The sequence below is a fragment of the Terrabacter sp. MAHUQ-38 genome (assembly GCF_014518425.1).
Taxonomy (GTDB): domain Bacteria; phylum Actinomycetota; class Actinomycetes; order Actinomycetales; family Dermatophilaceae; genus Terrabacter.
In genome coordinates this window covers 81,492-96,370 of the sequence record NZ_JACVCU010000002.1, presented here as the reverse complement: position 1 = coordinate 96,370, position 14,879 = coordinate 81,492, and the positions used below count along the sequence as shown (strand labels likewise).

The following is a 14,879-nucleotide window of genomic DNA, read 5'->3' as shown; positions in this document are numbered from 1 at the left end:
AGAGCGCAGGAGAGACCACCATGACAACGACCACGCGCAATGAGCTCCTCGAGACCCCTACCGCCCCGACCCGGGAGTCGGGCCGCTCGACGGACCCGGTGATCTCGGTCCAGAACCTATGGAAGGTCTTCGGCGCCAAGGCTGCCGACGTGCCGAGCTCCCCGGAGCTGCGCGCACTGTCTCGCAGGGACCTGAAGGAGCGCACCGGCTGCGTCGCGGCCGTCTGTGACCTGAGCTTCGACGTGGCGCCCGGTGAGGTCTTCGTCGTCATGGGCCTCTCCGGGTCGGGCAAGTCCACTCTCGTCCGCTGCCTCACGCGACTGATCGAGCCCACCGCCGGCCAGGTCCTGTTCAAGGGCGACGACATCCTCCAGGCCAACGAGCGGTCGCTGCGCGAGGTGCGCCGGCACAGCATCGCCATGGTCTTCCAGCACTTTGGCCTCCTGCCGCACCGCCGGGTCGCCGACAACGTCTCCTACGGCCTGGAGATCCGCGGCGCCGGCAAGAAGGAGCGTGCCCAGCGGGCTGCCGACGTCATCGACCTGGTCGGGCTCTCCGGCTACGAGAACTCCTTCCCCGACCAGCTGTCAGGCGGTATGCAGCAACGCGTCGGTCTCGCCCGGGCGCTGGCCGGCGACCCGGAGGTGCTGCTGTTCGACGAGCCGTTCTCCGCCCTCGACCCGTTGATCCGCCGGGACATGCAGAACGAGGTCATCCGACTGCACCACGAGGTCGGCAAGACGATGGTCTTCATCACCCACGACCTGTCCGAGGCGCTCAAGCTCGGCGACCGCATCCTCATCATGCGCGACGGCCGGCTCGTCCAGGTCGGCACCGGCGCAGACCTGGTCGGCGCCCCGGCCGACGACTACGTGCGCGACTTCGTCCGGGAGGTCCCGCGCTCGCACGTCCTCACCCTGCGCTGGATCATGCGCCCGGTGCAGCCTGACGACGTGCTCGACGGCCCCGAGCTCGGTCCGGAGGTCGTGGTCCGCGACGCCGTGCGGGTAGTGCTCGAAGCGGAGCGCCCGATCAAGGTTGTCGAGGGCGGCCAGCTTCTCGGCGTCGTGGGGGACGCCGAGATCCTCTCGGTGGTCGCCGGATCATGACGACGATCGCTGCGGTCCGCACCGGGGTCCGCCCGCACCGGGGTGCGATCATCACCGGCATCCTGCTCCTGTGGCTGGTCGGGTTCACGGTCCTGCGCGGGCGCGACACCCTCTCGCTCGGTGCCGCGGACGTGACCTCGCTGCACACGCAGCTCAACGAGCTCAATGACGCGGTCGGCGCCAACCGCAACAGCAACCCGCTGTTCCTCTACTTCTTCAACGAGATCCGCTTGGTGATCGAGCAGCTCACCAACTTCGTCTCTGCCCTGGTCTCACAGCCGGCGTTCGGACGTCCGGTCCCACTGATCGGCTGGCTGGGGGTCGTCGCGCTGCTGGGTTACGGCTCCTGGGCGCTGGGCAACCTCAAGGTCGGCCTGCTCGCCGTCGCCGGCTTCACCTTCATGGGCCTGCAGGGCCTGTGGCAGGAGAGCATGGACACGTTCGCGCTCACCCTGTCCGCGGTCCTCGTGTCGCTCCTGGTCGGGATCCCACTGGGCATCTGGGCGGGGGTCTCCGACCGGGTGAACCGGGTCGTCACCCCCGTGCTCGACTTCATGCAGACGATGCCGACCTTCGTCTACCTCGCGCCGCTCACCCTGGTCTTCCTCATCGGGCCGGCCTCGGCGGTCATCGCCACTCTCATCTACGCGGCCCCACCGGTCATCCGCATCGCAGCACACGGCATCAGACAGACCCCCAAGGAGACTCTGGAGGCCGCCCAGTCGCTGGGCACCACCAGGTTCCAGCTCCTGCGGCAGGTGATGTTGCCGATGGCCAAGCGCACGATCGTCATCGGGATCAACCAGACGATCATGGCGGCCCTGTCGATGGTGACCATCGCGGCCCTGATCGACGCGCCCGGTCTGGGGCGGGTCGTGCTGCGGTCGCTGCAGTCCCTGGATGTCGGCGCCGCATTCAACGCCGGCCTTTCCATCGTCGTCATGGCCATCGTCTTCGACCGGGTCACCACGGCGGCCAGCGTCCGTGTCGAGAGGTCCCGTCGCAGCACCAGTCGGTTCCCGGCCTCGGTGCGCAAGGTGGCCCTGCTCGTCGGGGGAGCGGGCGCAGTGGTCTGTCTCTACCTGTCCTACACCTTCGTCTGGGCCGCCGAGTTCCCCACGGACCTCGACCTGGGCGCCCCGATCAACCGGTTCGTCACGGGCGTCACCGACTGGACGCAGGTGCACCTCAGTGCCGTGACCAGCGACTTCAAGGAGCTCGTCACCAACCACGTGCTCAACCCGTTCCAGACCCTGCTCACCGACTCGCCGTGGTGGCTGCTGTTCGCCGTGCTCGTGGCGCTGGCCGCGGTCGCCGGCAGCATGCGAACCGCCCTCGTCACCGCACTCTGCCTGGCGCTCATCGTCGGCACCGGGCTGTGGTTCGACGCCATGTCCACGCTCGCCGCGACGTTGCTCGCGACGGTCGCAGTGATGGTCCTGGGTCTGGTCTTCGGGGTCTGGATGGGTCGCAGCCCGAAGGTCGACAGGGTGATCCGGCCGGTGCTCGATGCGGCACAGACCATGCCGTCCTTCGTCTACCTGGTGCCGTTCGTGGCGCTGTTCGCCGCGAGTCGCTTCACCGGTATCGCCGCCGGTGTCGTCTACGCCGCGCCCGTGGCCATCAAGATCATCGCGGACGGGATCGCCGCCGTGTCGCCCACGACGATGGAGGCGGCGACCTCGGCCGGGTCCAGCACGTGGCAGCTCATCACCAAGGTCCAGCTCCCGATGTCGCTCCGGACGATCGCACTGGCCATGAACCAGGGCCTGATCTACGTGCTCTCCATGGTCGTGGTCGGCGGCCTCGTCGGCGGCGGTGCGCTCGGGTACGACGTCGTGGCCGGGTTCCGCCAGAACGCCCTGTTCGGCAAGGGCCTGGCCGCCGGGCTCGCCATCGTGCTGCTCGGCATCATGCTCGACCGGCTCACCCAGTCGGTCGCCCGGCGGGCCCAGGCCACCACCGACCACGTCCGCCACTAACCGCCCCGCACCCACCCCTCCGCATCCCAAACCACCCCGCATACCGCAACCTCGGCCGTGCGCCGAACGAAAGGCAATCCTCCATGTCTCGATCCAGAACCATCCTGACGACCCCCCGACCCCGAGCCCTCGCCGGCTTCACGGCCGCGGCCCTGGCGCTCTCGCTGGGCGCGTGCGGCGGCGCCAAGGTGGGTGCCGACACCGCCGCAGGTGCCCAGGACGGCAGCGAGGGCAAGTGCGGCACCGTCAACCTGGCGGTGAACGCCTGGGTCGGGTACGAGGCCAACGCTGCCGTCGTCGCGTACGTCGCCGAGAAGAAGCTCGGCTGCAAGGTCGTCAAGAAGAACCTCGACGAGCAGGTCTCGTGGCAGGGCTTCAGCACCGGCGAGGTGGACGCGGTGCTCGAGAACTGGGGCCACGACGACCTCGCCAAGAAGTACATCACCCAGCAGAAGGTCGCCCAGGACGCCGGACCGACGGGCAACGTCGGCATCATCGGCTGGTACGTGCCGCCGTTCCTTGCGAAGCAGCACCCCGACATCACCGACTGGAAGAACCTCAACAAGTACGCCGACCTGTTCAAGACCTCCGAGTCCGGCGGCGAGGGCCAGCTCCTCGACGGCGACCCGGGCTTCGTCACCAACGACGCCGCGCTCGTCAAGAACCTGAACCTGAACTACAAGGTGGTCTACGCCGGCTCGGAGGCCGCGCTGATCACGAGCTTCCGGCAGGCCGAGCAGACCCAGAAGCCGATGATCGGCTACTTCTACTCGCCGCAGTGGTTCCTGGCCGAGGTGCCCCTCGTCAAGGTCGACCTGCCGAAGTACACCAAGGGCTGCGACGCGGCGCCGGCCAAGGTCGCCTGCGACTACCCGGAGTACAACCTCAACAAGATCGTGAGCACGAAGTTCGCGCAGTCCGGCAGCCCGGCCTACAACCTCGTGAAGAACTTCAAGTGGACCAACGACGACCAGAACCTCGTCGCCAAGTACATCGCTCAGGACAAGCTGTCGGACGACGCCGCCGCCAAGAAGTGGGTGGACGCCAACCCCGACAAGGTGAACGCCTGGCTGGCCGCCGGCTGACGACGGTCGACTGGCCCACTGTGCCCGGTCCCGGACTTCGTCCGGGACCGGGCACAGCCGTCTGCGAGACCGCCCCATCCCGTGGCGTCGCAGACGACGGCTGCGGCCCAGCGGCGGCTTCCGCTGCCACGTCCTGGGCCCGAAGCCGAGAACAGTGGTCGAGGAGCTCTTGACACCCCGCCGACCGTCCGCGACGATTGTTGCGAACAGCGCATAGTGTTGCGTCAGACGCACTCTGGAGGTTTTGGAATGACGGGTCGCAAGGTGGTCATCATCGGTGCCGGCGTTGTCGGTGCCGCTCTGGTCGACGAGCTCACCGCTCGCGGCTGGGACGACGTCACCGTCGTCGACCAGGGGGACCTTCCGGCTCCCGGGGGTTCGACGTCGCACGCGCCCGGTCTCGTGTTCCAGGCGAGCTCCTCGAAGACGATGACCGAGCTGGCTCGTTACACCGTCGAGAAGTTCTGCTCGATGGAGTCGGAAGCGGGCCCGTGCTTCCTGCAGGTCGGGGGGCTGGAGGTGGCCACGACGCCGGAGCGGGTCGTCGAGCTGCACCGCCGGCACGGTTGGCTCACGGCATGGGGCGTCGAGTCCCGGCTCCTCGACGCTGCGGAGACCGCGGAGATGTACCCGCTGCTCGATCCCGAGGTCGTGCTCGCCGGCTTGCACATCCCGACCGACGGACTTGCCAAGGCGGTGAATGCGGTCGATGCCCAGACTCGGCGGGCAGCCTCTCGCGGGGCGAGGCTGCTGCCCCGCCATGAGGTCCTCGACGTCACCGTCGAGGACGGCCGAGTGACCGGCGTCGTGACCGACCACGGTGAGATCCCCGCCGACATCGTCGTGTGCTGCGCGGGGATCTGGGGTCCGGTCATCGCCGCGAAGGTCGGCCTGCAGCTGCCGCTGACGCCGTTGGCGCACCAGCTCGCCTGGACCTCACAGGTTCCTGCCCTGGCCGGCGCAACGCAGGAGGCGACGCTGCCGATCCTGCGCCACCAGGACCAGGACCTGTACTACCGCGAGCGCTTCGACACCCTCGGCATCGGCTACTACGGCCACCGCCCGATGCCCATCAGGGCGCAGGACATCGCCCGCCTCGATGACTCTGCGGTCATGCCCTCCGTGCTGGAGTTCACCGAGGAGGACTTCGAGCAGGCGTGGAAGCAGACGCAGATGCTGCTGCCGTCCACGCGCGACGCGAAGGTCGAGGAGGGCATCAACGGGCTCTTCTCGTTCACCACGGACAACATGCCGCTGATCGGCGAGTCGGCGGACGTGAGCGGTTTCTGGGTGGCCGAGGCGGTCTGGGTGACCCACTCCGCGGGAGTCGGCCGTGCCGTCGCTGAGCTGCTGGTCGACGGCCACTGCTCGAGCTTCGACCTGCACGAGTGCGACCTGAACCGGTTCGAGGAGCACCAGCTCTCCCCGGAGTACGTGCTCGCCCGGGACTGCCAGAACTTCGTCGAGGTCTACGACATCCTGCACCCGCTGCAGCCGACCGGCGCACCCCGGCCGATCCGCACCAGCCCGTTCTACGAGCGCCAGCGCGCGCTCGGAGGCGAGTTCCTCGAGGCCTCCGGCTGGGAGCGACCCCAGTGGTATGCCGCCAACGCCGCGCTCGTGGAGGGTCGCGACATCCCCACGCCGAACGACTGGGCCGCGAAGTACTGGTCGCCCGTCGTCGCGGCGGAGGCGCAGGCAACCCGCGAGTCGGTCGCGCTGTACGACATGACGGCGCTCAAGCGCCTGGAGGTCACCGGTCCCGGTGCGGCGCGGTTCCTCAACGGTCTGGTCACGGCCAACGTGGACAAGTCGGTCGGGTCGGTGACGTACTGCCTGCTGTTGGACGTCGACGGCGGCATCCGTAGCGACATCACGGTGGCGAGACTTGCGGCGGACCGGTTCCAGATCGGTGCGAACGGAAACGCCGACCTCGACTGGCTGACCCGCCACCTGCCCTCCGACGGCAGTGCGCAGGTCCGCGACATCACGGCGGGCACCTGCTGCATCGGGCTGTGGGGCCCCAGGGCCCGCGACCTCATCCAGCCGCTGACCGACACCGACTTCAGCCACGAGGCGCTCAAGTACTTCCGGGCGACCTCGGCCTTCATCGGGACGGTGCCCGTGACCGCGATGCGGCTGTCCTACGTCGGCGAGCTCGGCTGGGAGCTCTACACCACCGCGGACCACGGCCAGCGGCTGTGGGACCTGCTGTGGGAGGCCGGGCAGCAGTACGGCGTGATCGCGGCCGGTCGCGGTGCCTTCTCGAGCCTGCGCCTGGAGAAGGGCTACCGCTCCTACGGTGCGGACATGACGGCGGAGCACGATCCTTACGAGGCCGGCCTCGGCTTCGCGGTCAAGCTCGACAAGGGCGACTTCGTCGGCCGCGAGGCACTGATCGCCCGGAAGGACACCAGCCCCCGCCGGCTCACGTGCCTGACCCTGCCGGAGCCCGGCAGCGTCGTGCTCGGCAAGGAGCCGGTGTATGCCGGGAGCAGCTGTGTCGGCTACGTCACCAGCGCCGCGTACGGCTACACCATCGGCAGGGGAATCGCCTATGCCTGGTTGCCGGCCGAGCTCACGGAGGTCGGCACCGAGGTGGAGATCGGGTACTTCGACGAGCGTGTGAGGGCGGTCGTGACAGCCGAGCCGTTGTTCGACCCCGCGATGACGCGCCTGCGCAGCTAGCGCCCATGACCATCAGCGTCTTCGACCTGTTCTCCATCGGCATCGGTCCGTCGAGCTCGCACACGGTCGGGCCCATGCGTGCCGCGTGCACCTTTGCCGAGGATCTCGCGGCCGACGGACTGCTGGAGCGCGTCGCCGGGGTCCGCGTGGAGCTGTTCGGCTCGCTCGGGGCCACCGGTCACGGTCATGGCAGCGTCAAGGCCGTCATCCTGGGCCTCGAGGGCGAACGGCCGGAGCACGTCGACCCGAGGGCGGCCCAGCCCCGGGCCGACCGCGTGACCGGCGAGCACCGGTTGCGCCTGGCCGGCCGCCGCGAGATCGACTTCAGCCCCGACGACGTCGTGCTGCACCGCCGCAGGACGTTGCCGTTCCACTCCAACGGCATGACGTTCCGGGCCACCGACTCAGGGGGCGTGGCTCTGTCGGAGCGCACCTTCTACTCGGTCGGCGGCGGGTTCGTCGTCACCGAGTCCGAGGCGGGTGACCACCGGCTCGTCCCGGAGGTGACGCCGGTGCGGTACCCGTTCAGCACCAGCGAACAGCTGCTCGAGCACTGCGCCCGCGAGCGCCTGCCCATCAGCGAGATCGCGCTCGCCAACGAGCTGTCGTGGCGCAGCGAGCAGGAGGTTCGCGCGGGCCTGCTGCACATCTGGGAGGTGATGCAGGAGTGCGTGAGCTCGGGCTCCAGCACCGAAGGGGTGCTCCCCGGGGGTCTCGAGGTCCGCCGCCGCGCCGCGTCGCTGAGGGCCACGCTCGAGGCTGCCGGCGACGGTGTCGATCCACTGCAGACGCTCGAGTGGGTCAGCCTGTTCGCCCTCGCCGTGAACGAGGAGAATGCCGCAGGCGGCCGGGTCGTGACCGCTCCGACCAACGGCGCTGCGGGCATCATCCCGGCCGTGCTGCACTACTACGACCGCTTCGTGCCGGGCGCCGACGACGACGGGATCGTCCGGTTCCTGCTCACCGCGGCCGCCATCGGCGCCCTGTTCAAGGAGAACGCGTCCATCTCGGGTGCCGAGGTCGGGTGCCAGGGCGAGGTCGGCTCGGCCTGTGCCATGGCCGCAGCCGGACTGGCCGAGGTCATCGGTGGCACCCCTGAACAGGTCGAGAACGCCGCCGAGATCGGCATCGAACACAACCTCGGCCTCACGTGCGACCCGGTCGGCGGGCTCGTCCAGATCCCGTGCATCGAGCGCAACGCCATCGCGTCGATCAAGGCGATCACGGCGGCGCGGATGGCCCTGCACGGCGATGGCACGCACCACGTCTCCCTGGACAAGGCCATCAGGACGATGCGTGAGACCGGCGCCGACATGTCGGTCAAGTACAAGGAGACCTCGCGGGGCGGTCTCGCGGTCAATGTCGTGGAGTGCTGAGACGCACCCGACGGGCGCTGGGCGGCGGACTCCCGTCCGGCCGCTCGCCCGGGGCAGCCGTACGCCGACTCAGCTGCCGAGATGGCCCAACCGGCGGCTGATCTGGCTTCCGGCGACCTGCAGCACGGCGGTCACCTCGCGCATCCGGTCCGGGACGAGCCGGAAGGCGGGGCCGGAGACACTCACCGCGGCGACGACGCCACCGGTGTGGTCCCGCACCGGCACCGCGACGGCATTCAAGCCGACCTCATACTCCTCGAACGTGCTGGCGTAGCCGTCGCTGAGTGCCTGCTCCAGCTGCTTCTCGAGCGCGCTGCGGGAGGTGATGGTGGCCTCGGTGAGCCGGGGCTGGCCCGCCGCGTCGAGGACCTCGTCGCGCTGCGCGCGGTCGAGGTGGGCCAGCAGGATCTTGCCGCTGGACGTGGCGTGCAGCGGGGTGAGCTGGCCCATCCAGGTCTGGGCCGAGATCGCCGACGGTCCCAGCGCCTCGGCCACGTTGACGGCATAGTGCTCTCGGATCACGGCCAGGTTGATCGTCTCCCCGAGCTGGGTGGCCAGCTCGTCGAGCATCGGCCTGGCCTGCCGGACCACACCGAGCCGCACCGGAATCGCGCTGGCAAGGCGCAGGATCCCGAAGCCGAGCTGGTACTTGCCGCGGTCCGAGTTCTGTTCGACGAGGCCACGGTCCTCCAGTGCGGCGAGGAGCCGGAACGCGGTGGACTTGTGTACCTGGAGGTCGGCGGCCACCTCGCTGACCCCGGAGCCGCCGCTGGCGGCCAGGATCTCGAGAACACGGACTGCCCGGTCGACGGACTGCACCCCGCCGCTGCTGTCGCCGTTGGCGCGGCTGATCGCTCGCGTGGCCAGGCCGTTGTCCCCCTGCATTGCGTTGCTCATGACGCAACCTTAACGTACGGCGGGTAAGTTGCGCATCGCGCAGTCTAGTGCGCAATGTGCTACCTCCGGTATGGTCGGCCCAGCTGATCGGCGAGCTGTGCCACGTCGTGGCCGGCCATCCGTTGCCGACCCTTGCACGGCCGCAGGTGCCCTGCGGTCCACAGTTCGGAGGAAACATGGCGTCTGCTCAGTACGACTTCGTCATCGTGGGAGGCGGCTCGGCCGGCTGTGCGCTGGCCAACCGCCTCTCGGCCGACCCGGCCACGAAGGTCCTCGTCCTCGAGGCGGGTCGCAACGACTCGCTCTGGGACGTGTTCATCCACATGCCCGCCGCGCTGCCGTTCCCCATCGGCAGCCGGTTCTACGACTGGAAGTACGAGTCCGAGCCCGAGCCACACATGGACGGCCGTCGGATCTACCACGCGCGCGGCAAGGTGCTCGGCGGCTCCAGCAGCATCAACGGGATGATCTTCCAGCGCGGCAACCCGATGGACTACGAGCGCTGGGCGGCTGACCAGGGCATGGCGACGTGGGACTACGCCCACTGCCTGCCCTACTTCAACCGGATGGAGAACTGCCTGGCCGCCGACCCGGACGACCCGTTCCGCGGCCACGACGGCCCGCTGGGCCTCGAGCGCGGCCCAGCCGCCAGCCCGCTCTTCGAGGCCTTCTTCCAGGCCGCCGAGCAGGCCGGCTACAGCCGGACCAGCGACGTCAACGGCTACCGCCAGGAGGGCTTCGCGCGCTTCGACCGCAACATCCGCAACGGCCGGCGGCTGTCGGCCGCGCGCGCCTACCTGCACCCGGTCATGGGCCGTCCCAACCTCGAGGTCGTCACGAGGGCGTTGGCCACGCGCGTGCTGTTCGAGGGCAAGACCGCTGTGGGCGTGGAGTACCAGCGCGGTCGGGGTGCCGCCACCCAGGTGCGGGCCAAGACCGTGGTCCTCAGCGGAGGCGCCATCAACTCGCCGCAGCTGCTTCAGCTGTCCGGCGTGGGCAACGCGCAGGAGCTGTCGCAGCTGGGCATCGACGTCGTGCACGACCTGCCGGGCGTGGGGGAGAACCTGCAGGACCATCTCGAGGTCTACATCCAGTACGCATGCAAGCAGCCGGTCACGATGCAGCGATACCTCAAGCACCGGTACAAGCCGTGGATCGGCGCCAACTGGCTGTTCCGACGCCAGGGCCCGGGCGCGACGAACCACTTCGAGGGTGGCGGCTTCGTGCGGAGCAACGACGAGGTGGCCTACCCGAACCTGATGTTCCACTTCCTCCCCATCGCGGTGCGATATGACGGGTCGGCGCCCGAGGGCGGTGAGGGGTACCAGGTGCACGTCGGGCCGATGTACTCCGATGCCGTCGGCTCGGTCAAGATCAGGAGCAGGGACCCACGAGAGCACCCGGCACTACGGTTCAACTACCTGTCCACGGACCAGGACCGCCGAGAGTGGGTCGAGGCGGTGCGGGTGGCGCGAGACATCCTGACCCAGCCGGCCATGGACCCGTTCAACGCCGGCGAGATCTCGCCCGGACCTTCGGTCGAGACCGACGAGGAGATCCTCAGGTGGGTCGCCGAGGATGCCGAGACCGCACTGCACCCCTCGTGCTCGCTGCGGATGGGGGTCGACGACAGGTCGGTCGTCGACCCGCTCACCATGGGCGTGCACGGGTTGGAGGGCATCAAGGTCGTCGACGCCTCGGTGATGCCCTACGTCACCAACGGCAACATCTATGCGCCGGTGATGATGGTTGCCGAGAAGGCCGCCGACCTGATCCTTGGCAACACGCCGCTGGCGCCCTCTGAGGTCCAGTTCTACCGCCACCAGAGCGCGCTGCACTGAGCCCCTCACCGAGCGCGACCTCGTCAACCCCGAGCCCTCGCCCGCGAAGCCGTCAGGCTTCGCGGGCGAGGCTCTTGACAGGGCCTTGTCGCGGTCTCAGACTGTTGCGCATCGTGCTTTGTGTTGTGCTATTCGCATCGAGGTGGTTGCTATGTTGTCAGTCTGTCCGCTGTCGTCCTTGGCGCGGGGGGAGGCGGTGCGGGTCGAGGCCGAGCCCCCGATCGCGGTGTTCCACACCGAGGACGGCGAGGTGTTCGCGCTCGACGACACGTGCACCCACCAGGACGCGTCGCTCGCCGACGGCTGGCTGGAGGGCTGCGAGATCGAATGCCCGTTGCACGCCTCACGCTTCGACCTGCGTACCGGCCAGGTCGACGCACCCCCGGCGAAGAAGCCCGTGCGCACCCATCGCGTCGTCGTCGAGGACGGACACATCTTCGTCGAGCTGTCTGCCGAGGAGCCCAACCTGCCGCCCGGTGTCAGCGTGGGCAGCCAGGGAGCGGGTGGCGGGGCATGAGGACGGTCGCGGTCGTCGGTGCCTCGCTGGCGGGGCTCTCCTCGGCCAGGGCGCTGCGCAGCCAGGGCTTCGACGGGCGCCTGGTCGTCATCGGCGACGAGCTGCACCGGCCCTACGACCGGCCACCGCTGTCCAAGGAGTTCCTGGCCGGCACGTTCACGCGCGATGACCTCGCCCTCGAGGACGCGGACGAGGACCTGGGTGTCGAGTGGCTGCTGGGCGTCCGCGCCGAGAGCCTCGACCTGACCGAGCGCACCGTGGTGCTCGCCGACGGCAAACGGGTCCGAGCAGATGGCGTCGTCGTCGCGACGGGCGCCCGAGCCCGGACCCTCGCCGGCACGGAGAGGCTTGCCGGCGTCCACACGCTGCGCACGCTCGACGACGCCGTGGCGCTGCGGGCTGAGGTCGAGCCGGGGCGGCGGCTGGTCGTCATCGGCGCCGGCTTCATCGGTGCCGAGGTCGCGTCCACCGCGCGGGCCCTCGGGCTCGACGTCACGGTGGTCGAGGCGTTGGCGACGCCACTCGCCGGGCCGCTCGGCACCGACATGGGTGTCATCGTGAGCGCGTTGCACGCCGACCACGGTGTCCGGCTCATCTGCGGCACGGGAGTGCGAGGTTTCACCGGTGTGGAGAGGGTGGACGGCGTCGCCCTCGACGACGGCCGGGTGCTGCCGGCCGACCTGGTGCTGGTCGGCGTCGGTGCCCAGCCCAACGTCGAGTGGCTGCAGGGCTCCGGGCTGGAGCTCGACAACGGCGTCCGCTGCGACGTCGGTGGCCTGACCAGCTCTCCGGGCGTGGTGGCGGTCGGTGACTGCGCGGCCTGGTACGACCGACGTTTGGGTCGTCACCACCGTGTCGAGCACTGGACCGGCGCGCTCGACAGGCCCAAGCGCGCGGTGGCCACGCTGCTGTCGGGGGACAGCTCGGGACCGGACGCCGCCCCGCCGTACTTCTGGTCGGACCAGTACGGCGTGCGCCTCCAGTTCGCCGGCGACGCCCGGTCCGCGGACACCGTGACCATCGAGGACGGCGACCCGGCCGACCGCTGCTTCCTGGCGGTCTACCGGCGCGACCAGGAGCCGGTCGGGGTGCTCGGCATGAACCAGGTCCGGGCCTTCACCCGGTGGCGCCGCATGCTCGGCACCGCGTCCGTCGTAGCCCCCTCCTGAGGGCCGGGACGACCCTTGACAGCCGGTGGCCCCTACGCTCAGGCTGTTGCGTATCACACGATACGTTGCGTTATTAACAACTCTTTGCCCATCGTTCAGTAGTCGCCCAGGAGCATCCATGTCCCTCATCGAGACCTCGCCCAGCCTCATCGCCACCCTGCCCGGCCACACCTACACCGATGAGGCCGTGTTCGCCGCCGAGCAGGAGCGGATCTTCGAAGCCATGTGGTTCTGCGCCGCCCGCTCGACCGACCTCACGGGGCCCGGCTCGTTCAAGACGGTGCAGGTCGGCCGCGAGAGCGTGCTGATCACCCGTAACCGCAAGGGTGAGGCGCGCGCCTTCTTCAACATCTGCCGCCACCGCGGCGCCCAGCTGTGCACCGAGGAGTCCGGCCAGGCCCAGCGCTCCTTCCAGTGCCCGTACCACGCCTGGACGTACGACTTCGACGGCAAGCTCGTCGCCGCGCCGAACCTGACGAAGATGCCTGACATCGACCGCGTCGAGTACGGCCTGCGCACCATCTCGGTGCAGGAGTGGCTCGGCTACATCTGGGTGTGCCTGGCACCGGAGCCGCCCTCGTTCGACGAGACGGTCCGCCACGCCGTCATCGAGCGCCTCGGTGACCTGGAGTCGATCGACCACTATGACGTCGCCAGCCTCGCCGTCGGCCGTCGGATCGTCTACGACGTCAAGGCCAACTGGAAGCTCATCATCGAGAACTTCATGGAGTGCTACCACTGCGCGACGATCCACCCCGAGCTCACCGAGGTCCTGCCCGAGTTCGCCGACGGGTTCGCCGCCCAGTACTTCGTGGGTCACGGCGCCGTGTTCGGCGAGGAGATCAAGGGCTTCACCGTCGACGGCTCCGAGGGACTCGACCGGATCCCCGGCGTCTCCGAGGACCAGGACCGGCGCTACTACGCGATCACGGTCAAGCCGCAGGTGTTCATCAATCTCGTTCCCGACCACGTCATCTTCCACCGGATGTACCCGCTGGCGGCAGACCACACCATCGTCGAGTGCGACTGGCTCTACCTGCCCGGTGTGGTCGAGAGCGGCAAGGACGTCAGCGCCTCGGTGGAGCTCTTCCACCGGGTCAACCAGCAGGACTTCGACGCCTGCGAGCGCTGCCAGCCGGCGATGAGCTCCCGCGTCTACGCCGACGGTGGCGTGCTGGTCCCCAGCGAGCACCACATCGGCGAGTTCCACGAGTGGGTCCAGGACAAGATCGCCGGTGCCGTCGGCCGGTCCGTCGGCTGACGGTCGTGGTCCCGCCTCACGATGCTCGCCCGGACACGCGGGCGGGCTCGGTGTCCGCAGAAGGAGCCGGCATGGCCACCGCAACACTCATCGACGGCAAACGGGTCGCCGAGAAGGTCAAGCTCGACCTGGCCGACCGCGTCGCCATGCTGCAGCTCCAGGGGATCCGGCCGGGCCTGGGGACGATCCTCGTCGGCGACGACCCGGGGAGCCGTTCGTACGTCAACGGCAAGCATCGGGACTGCCGTGAGGTGGGCCTGCACTCGATCCGGCTGGAGCTGCCGGAGACCGCTTCCCAGGAGGAGATCGAGGCGGCCGTCCTCCGGCTGAACGCCGACCCGGCGTGTACCGGGTTCATCGTCCAGCTGCCGCTGCCTGCGCACATCGACACCCACCGGGTGCTCGAGCTCATCGACCCGGAGAAGGACGCCGACGGTCTCCATCCGGTCAACCTCGGGCGGTTGGTCCTCGGCATGCCGGCGCCACTGCCGTGCACGCCGAGGGGCATCATCGAGCTGCTGCGACATCACGACGTCCCCATCACCGGGGCGCGCTTCTGCGTCATCGGCTGCGGCCTGACGGTCGGCCGTCCGCTGGGACTGATGCTGACGCGGCGCAGTGAGCACGCGACCGTGACGCTGTGCCACGAGGCGACCGTCGACGTCGCGGCGCACACCAGGGTCGCCGATGTCGTCGTTGCGGCGGCGGGTGTGGCGCACCTGGTGCAGCCGGACTGGGTCAGGCCCGGCGCGACGGTGCTGTCCGTAGGCATCACCCGCACCATCGAAGGCATCCTCGGTGACGTGCACCCCGGCGTGGACAGCGTGGCCGGCAAGGTCAGCGGGGCCACCGGGGGAGTCGGCCCCATGACCCGGGCGATGCTGCTCACCAACGTCGTGGAGATGGCCGAGAGCCTCGGTCCACGCTGACGCGCGTTGCAAATGACACAACCCC

The 14,879-nt window shown here is 69.3% G+C and carries 11 protein-coding genes; 10 read left to right on the top strand and 1 reads right to left on the bottom strand.

Annotated features, from left to right (window positions below):
- Window positions 1-20: 20 nt before the first annotated feature.
- The 5 genes from H9I49_RS07425 (at window position 21) to H9I49_RS07405 (ending at window position 8,240) form a co-directional block, all read left to right on the top strand.
- Window positions 21-1,109 carry a glycine betaine/L-proline ABC transporter ATP-binding protein gene (locus H9I49_RS07425; protein WP_188029739.1) on the top strand — a complete coding sequence of 363 codons (1,089 nt, stop codon included), beginning with the start codon at window positions 21-23 and terminating at the stop codon, window positions 1,107-1,109.
- On the top strand, window positions 1,106-3,091 hold the full coding sequence (locus tag H9I49_RS07420; RefSeq protein WP_188029738.1) for a proline/glycine betaine ABC transporter permease: 1,986 nt from the start codon (window positions 1,106-1,108) through the stop codon (window positions 3,089-3,091). The genes H9I49_RS07425 and H9I49_RS07420 overlap by 4 nt, the downstream gene beginning before the upstream one ends.
- Window positions 3,092-3,174: 83 nt before the next feature.
- Entirely contained in the window at window positions 3,175-4,176 is a 1,002-nt protein-coding gene (locus tag H9I49_RS07415; RefSeq protein WP_188029737.1) for an ABC transporter substrate-binding protein, read from the top strand.
- 249 nt (window positions 4,177-4,425) lie between these two features.
- Window positions 4,426-6,864, top strand: coding sequence for an FAD-dependent oxidoreductase (locus H9I49_RS07410; RefSeq protein ID WP_188029736.1), 2,439 nt, complete (start codon window positions 4,426-4,428; stop codon window positions 6,862-6,864).
- A gap of 5 nt (window positions 6,865-6,869) precedes the next feature.
- On the top strand, window positions 6,870-8,240 hold the full coding sequence (locus H9I49_RS07405; protein WP_188029735.1) for an L-serine ammonia-lyase: 1,371 nt from the start codon (window positions 6,870-6,872) through the stop codon (window positions 8,238-8,240).
- Between the two features lie 69 nt (window positions 8,241-8,309).
- Here H9I49_RS07405 and H9I49_RS07400 read toward each other — a convergent pair whose 3' ends face one another.
- Window positions 8,310-9,137 carry an IclR family transcriptional regulator gene (locus H9I49_RS07400; RefSeq protein ID WP_255523774.1) on the bottom strand — a complete coding sequence of 276 codons (828 nt, stop codon included), beginning with the start codon at window positions 9,135-9,137 and terminating at the stop codon, window positions 8,310-8,312.
- A gap of 176 nt (window positions 9,138-9,313) precedes the next feature.
- Between H9I49_RS07400 and betA the strand changes: the two genes are divergently transcribed.
- The 5 genes from betA (at window position 9,314) to H9I49_RS07375 (ending at window position 14,854) form a co-directional block, all read left to right on the top strand.
- The gene (betA, locus tag H9I49_RS07395) at window positions 9,314-10,978 is read left to right on the top strand and encodes a choline dehydrogenase (RefSeq protein ID WP_188029734.1); all 1,665 of its coding nucleotides are present in this window, start codon (window positions 9,314-9,316) and stop codon (window positions 10,976-10,978) included.
- A gap of 151 nt (window positions 10,979-11,129) precedes the next feature.
- Window positions 11,130-11,495 carry a bifunctional 3-phenylpropionate/cinnamic acid dioxygenase ferredoxin subunit gene (locus H9I49_RS07390; protein WP_188029733.1) on the top strand — a complete coding sequence of 122 codons (366 nt, stop codon included), beginning with the start codon at window positions 11,130-11,132 and terminating at the stop codon, window positions 11,493-11,495.
- Window positions 11,492-12,664 (top strand): NAD(P)/FAD-dependent oxidoreductase, encoded by a 1,173-nt coding sequence (locus tag H9I49_RS07385; protein WP_188029732.1) that lies wholly within the window; start codon window positions 11,492-11,494, stop codon window positions 12,662-12,664. The genes H9I49_RS07390 and H9I49_RS07385 overlap by 4 nt, the downstream gene beginning before the upstream one ends.
- Before the next feature lie 118 nt (window positions 12,665-12,782).
- On the top strand, window positions 12,783-13,925 hold the full coding sequence (locus H9I49_RS07380) for an aromatic ring-hydroxylating dioxygenase subunit alpha (protein WP_188029731.1): 1,143 nt from the start codon (window positions 12,783-12,785) through the stop codon (window positions 13,923-13,925).
- A 71-nt stretch (window positions 13,926-13,996) separates the two neighbouring features.
- On the top strand, window positions 13,997-14,854 hold the full coding sequence (locus tag H9I49_RS07375) for a bifunctional methylenetetrahydrofolate dehydrogenase/methenyltetrahydrofolate cyclohydrolase (RefSeq protein ID WP_188029730.1): 858 nt from the start codon (window positions 13,997-13,999) through the stop codon (window positions 14,852-14,854).
- Window positions 14,855-14,879: the final 25 nt, after the last annotated feature.

Excerpts from the sequence above, each read along its gene's own strand:
- H9I49_RS07425 (WP_188029739.1), top strand. The coding sequence starts at position 21 with ATGACAACGACCACGCGCAATGAGCTCCTCGAGACCCCTACCGCCCCG.
- H9I49_RS07420 (WP_188029738.1), top strand. The coding sequence starts at position 1,106 with ATGACGACGATCGCTGCGGTCCGCACCGGGGTCCGCCCGCACCGGGGT.
- H9I49_RS07415 (WP_188029737.1), top strand. The coding sequence starts at position 3,175 with ATGTCTCGATCCAGAACCATCCTGACGACCCCCCGACCCCGAGCCCTC.
- H9I49_RS07410 (WP_188029736.1), top strand. The coding sequence starts at position 4,426 with ATGACGGGTCGCAAGGTGGTCATCATCGGTGCCGGCGTTGTCGGTGCC.
- H9I49_RS07405 (WP_188029735.1), top strand. The coding sequence starts at position 6,870 with ATGACCATCAGCGTCTTCGACCTGTTCTCCATCGGCATCGGTCCGTCG.
- H9I49_RS07400 (WP_255523774.1), bottom strand. The coding sequence starts at position 9,137 with ATGAGCAACGCAATGCAGGGGGACAACGGCCTGGCCACGCGAGCGATC.
- betA (WP_188029734.1), top strand. The coding sequence starts at position 9,314 with ATGGCGTCTGCTCAGTACGACTTCGTCATCGTGGGAGGCGGCTCGGCC.
- H9I49_RS07390 (WP_188029733.1), top strand. The coding sequence starts at position 11,130 with ATGTTGTCAGTCTGTCCGCTGTCGTCCTTGGCGCGGGGGGAGGCGGTG.
- H9I49_RS07385 (WP_188029732.1), top strand. The coding sequence starts at position 11,492 with ATGAGGACGGTCGCGGTCGTCGGTGCCTCGCTGGCGGGGCTCTCCTCG.
- H9I49_RS07380 (WP_188029731.1), top strand. The coding sequence starts at position 12,783 with ATGTCCCTCATCGAGACCTCGCCCAGCCTCATCGCCACCCTGCCCGGC.
- H9I49_RS07375 (WP_188029730.1), top strand. The coding sequence starts at position 13,997 with ATGGCCACCGCAACACTCATCGACGGCAAACGGGTCGCCGAGAAGGTC.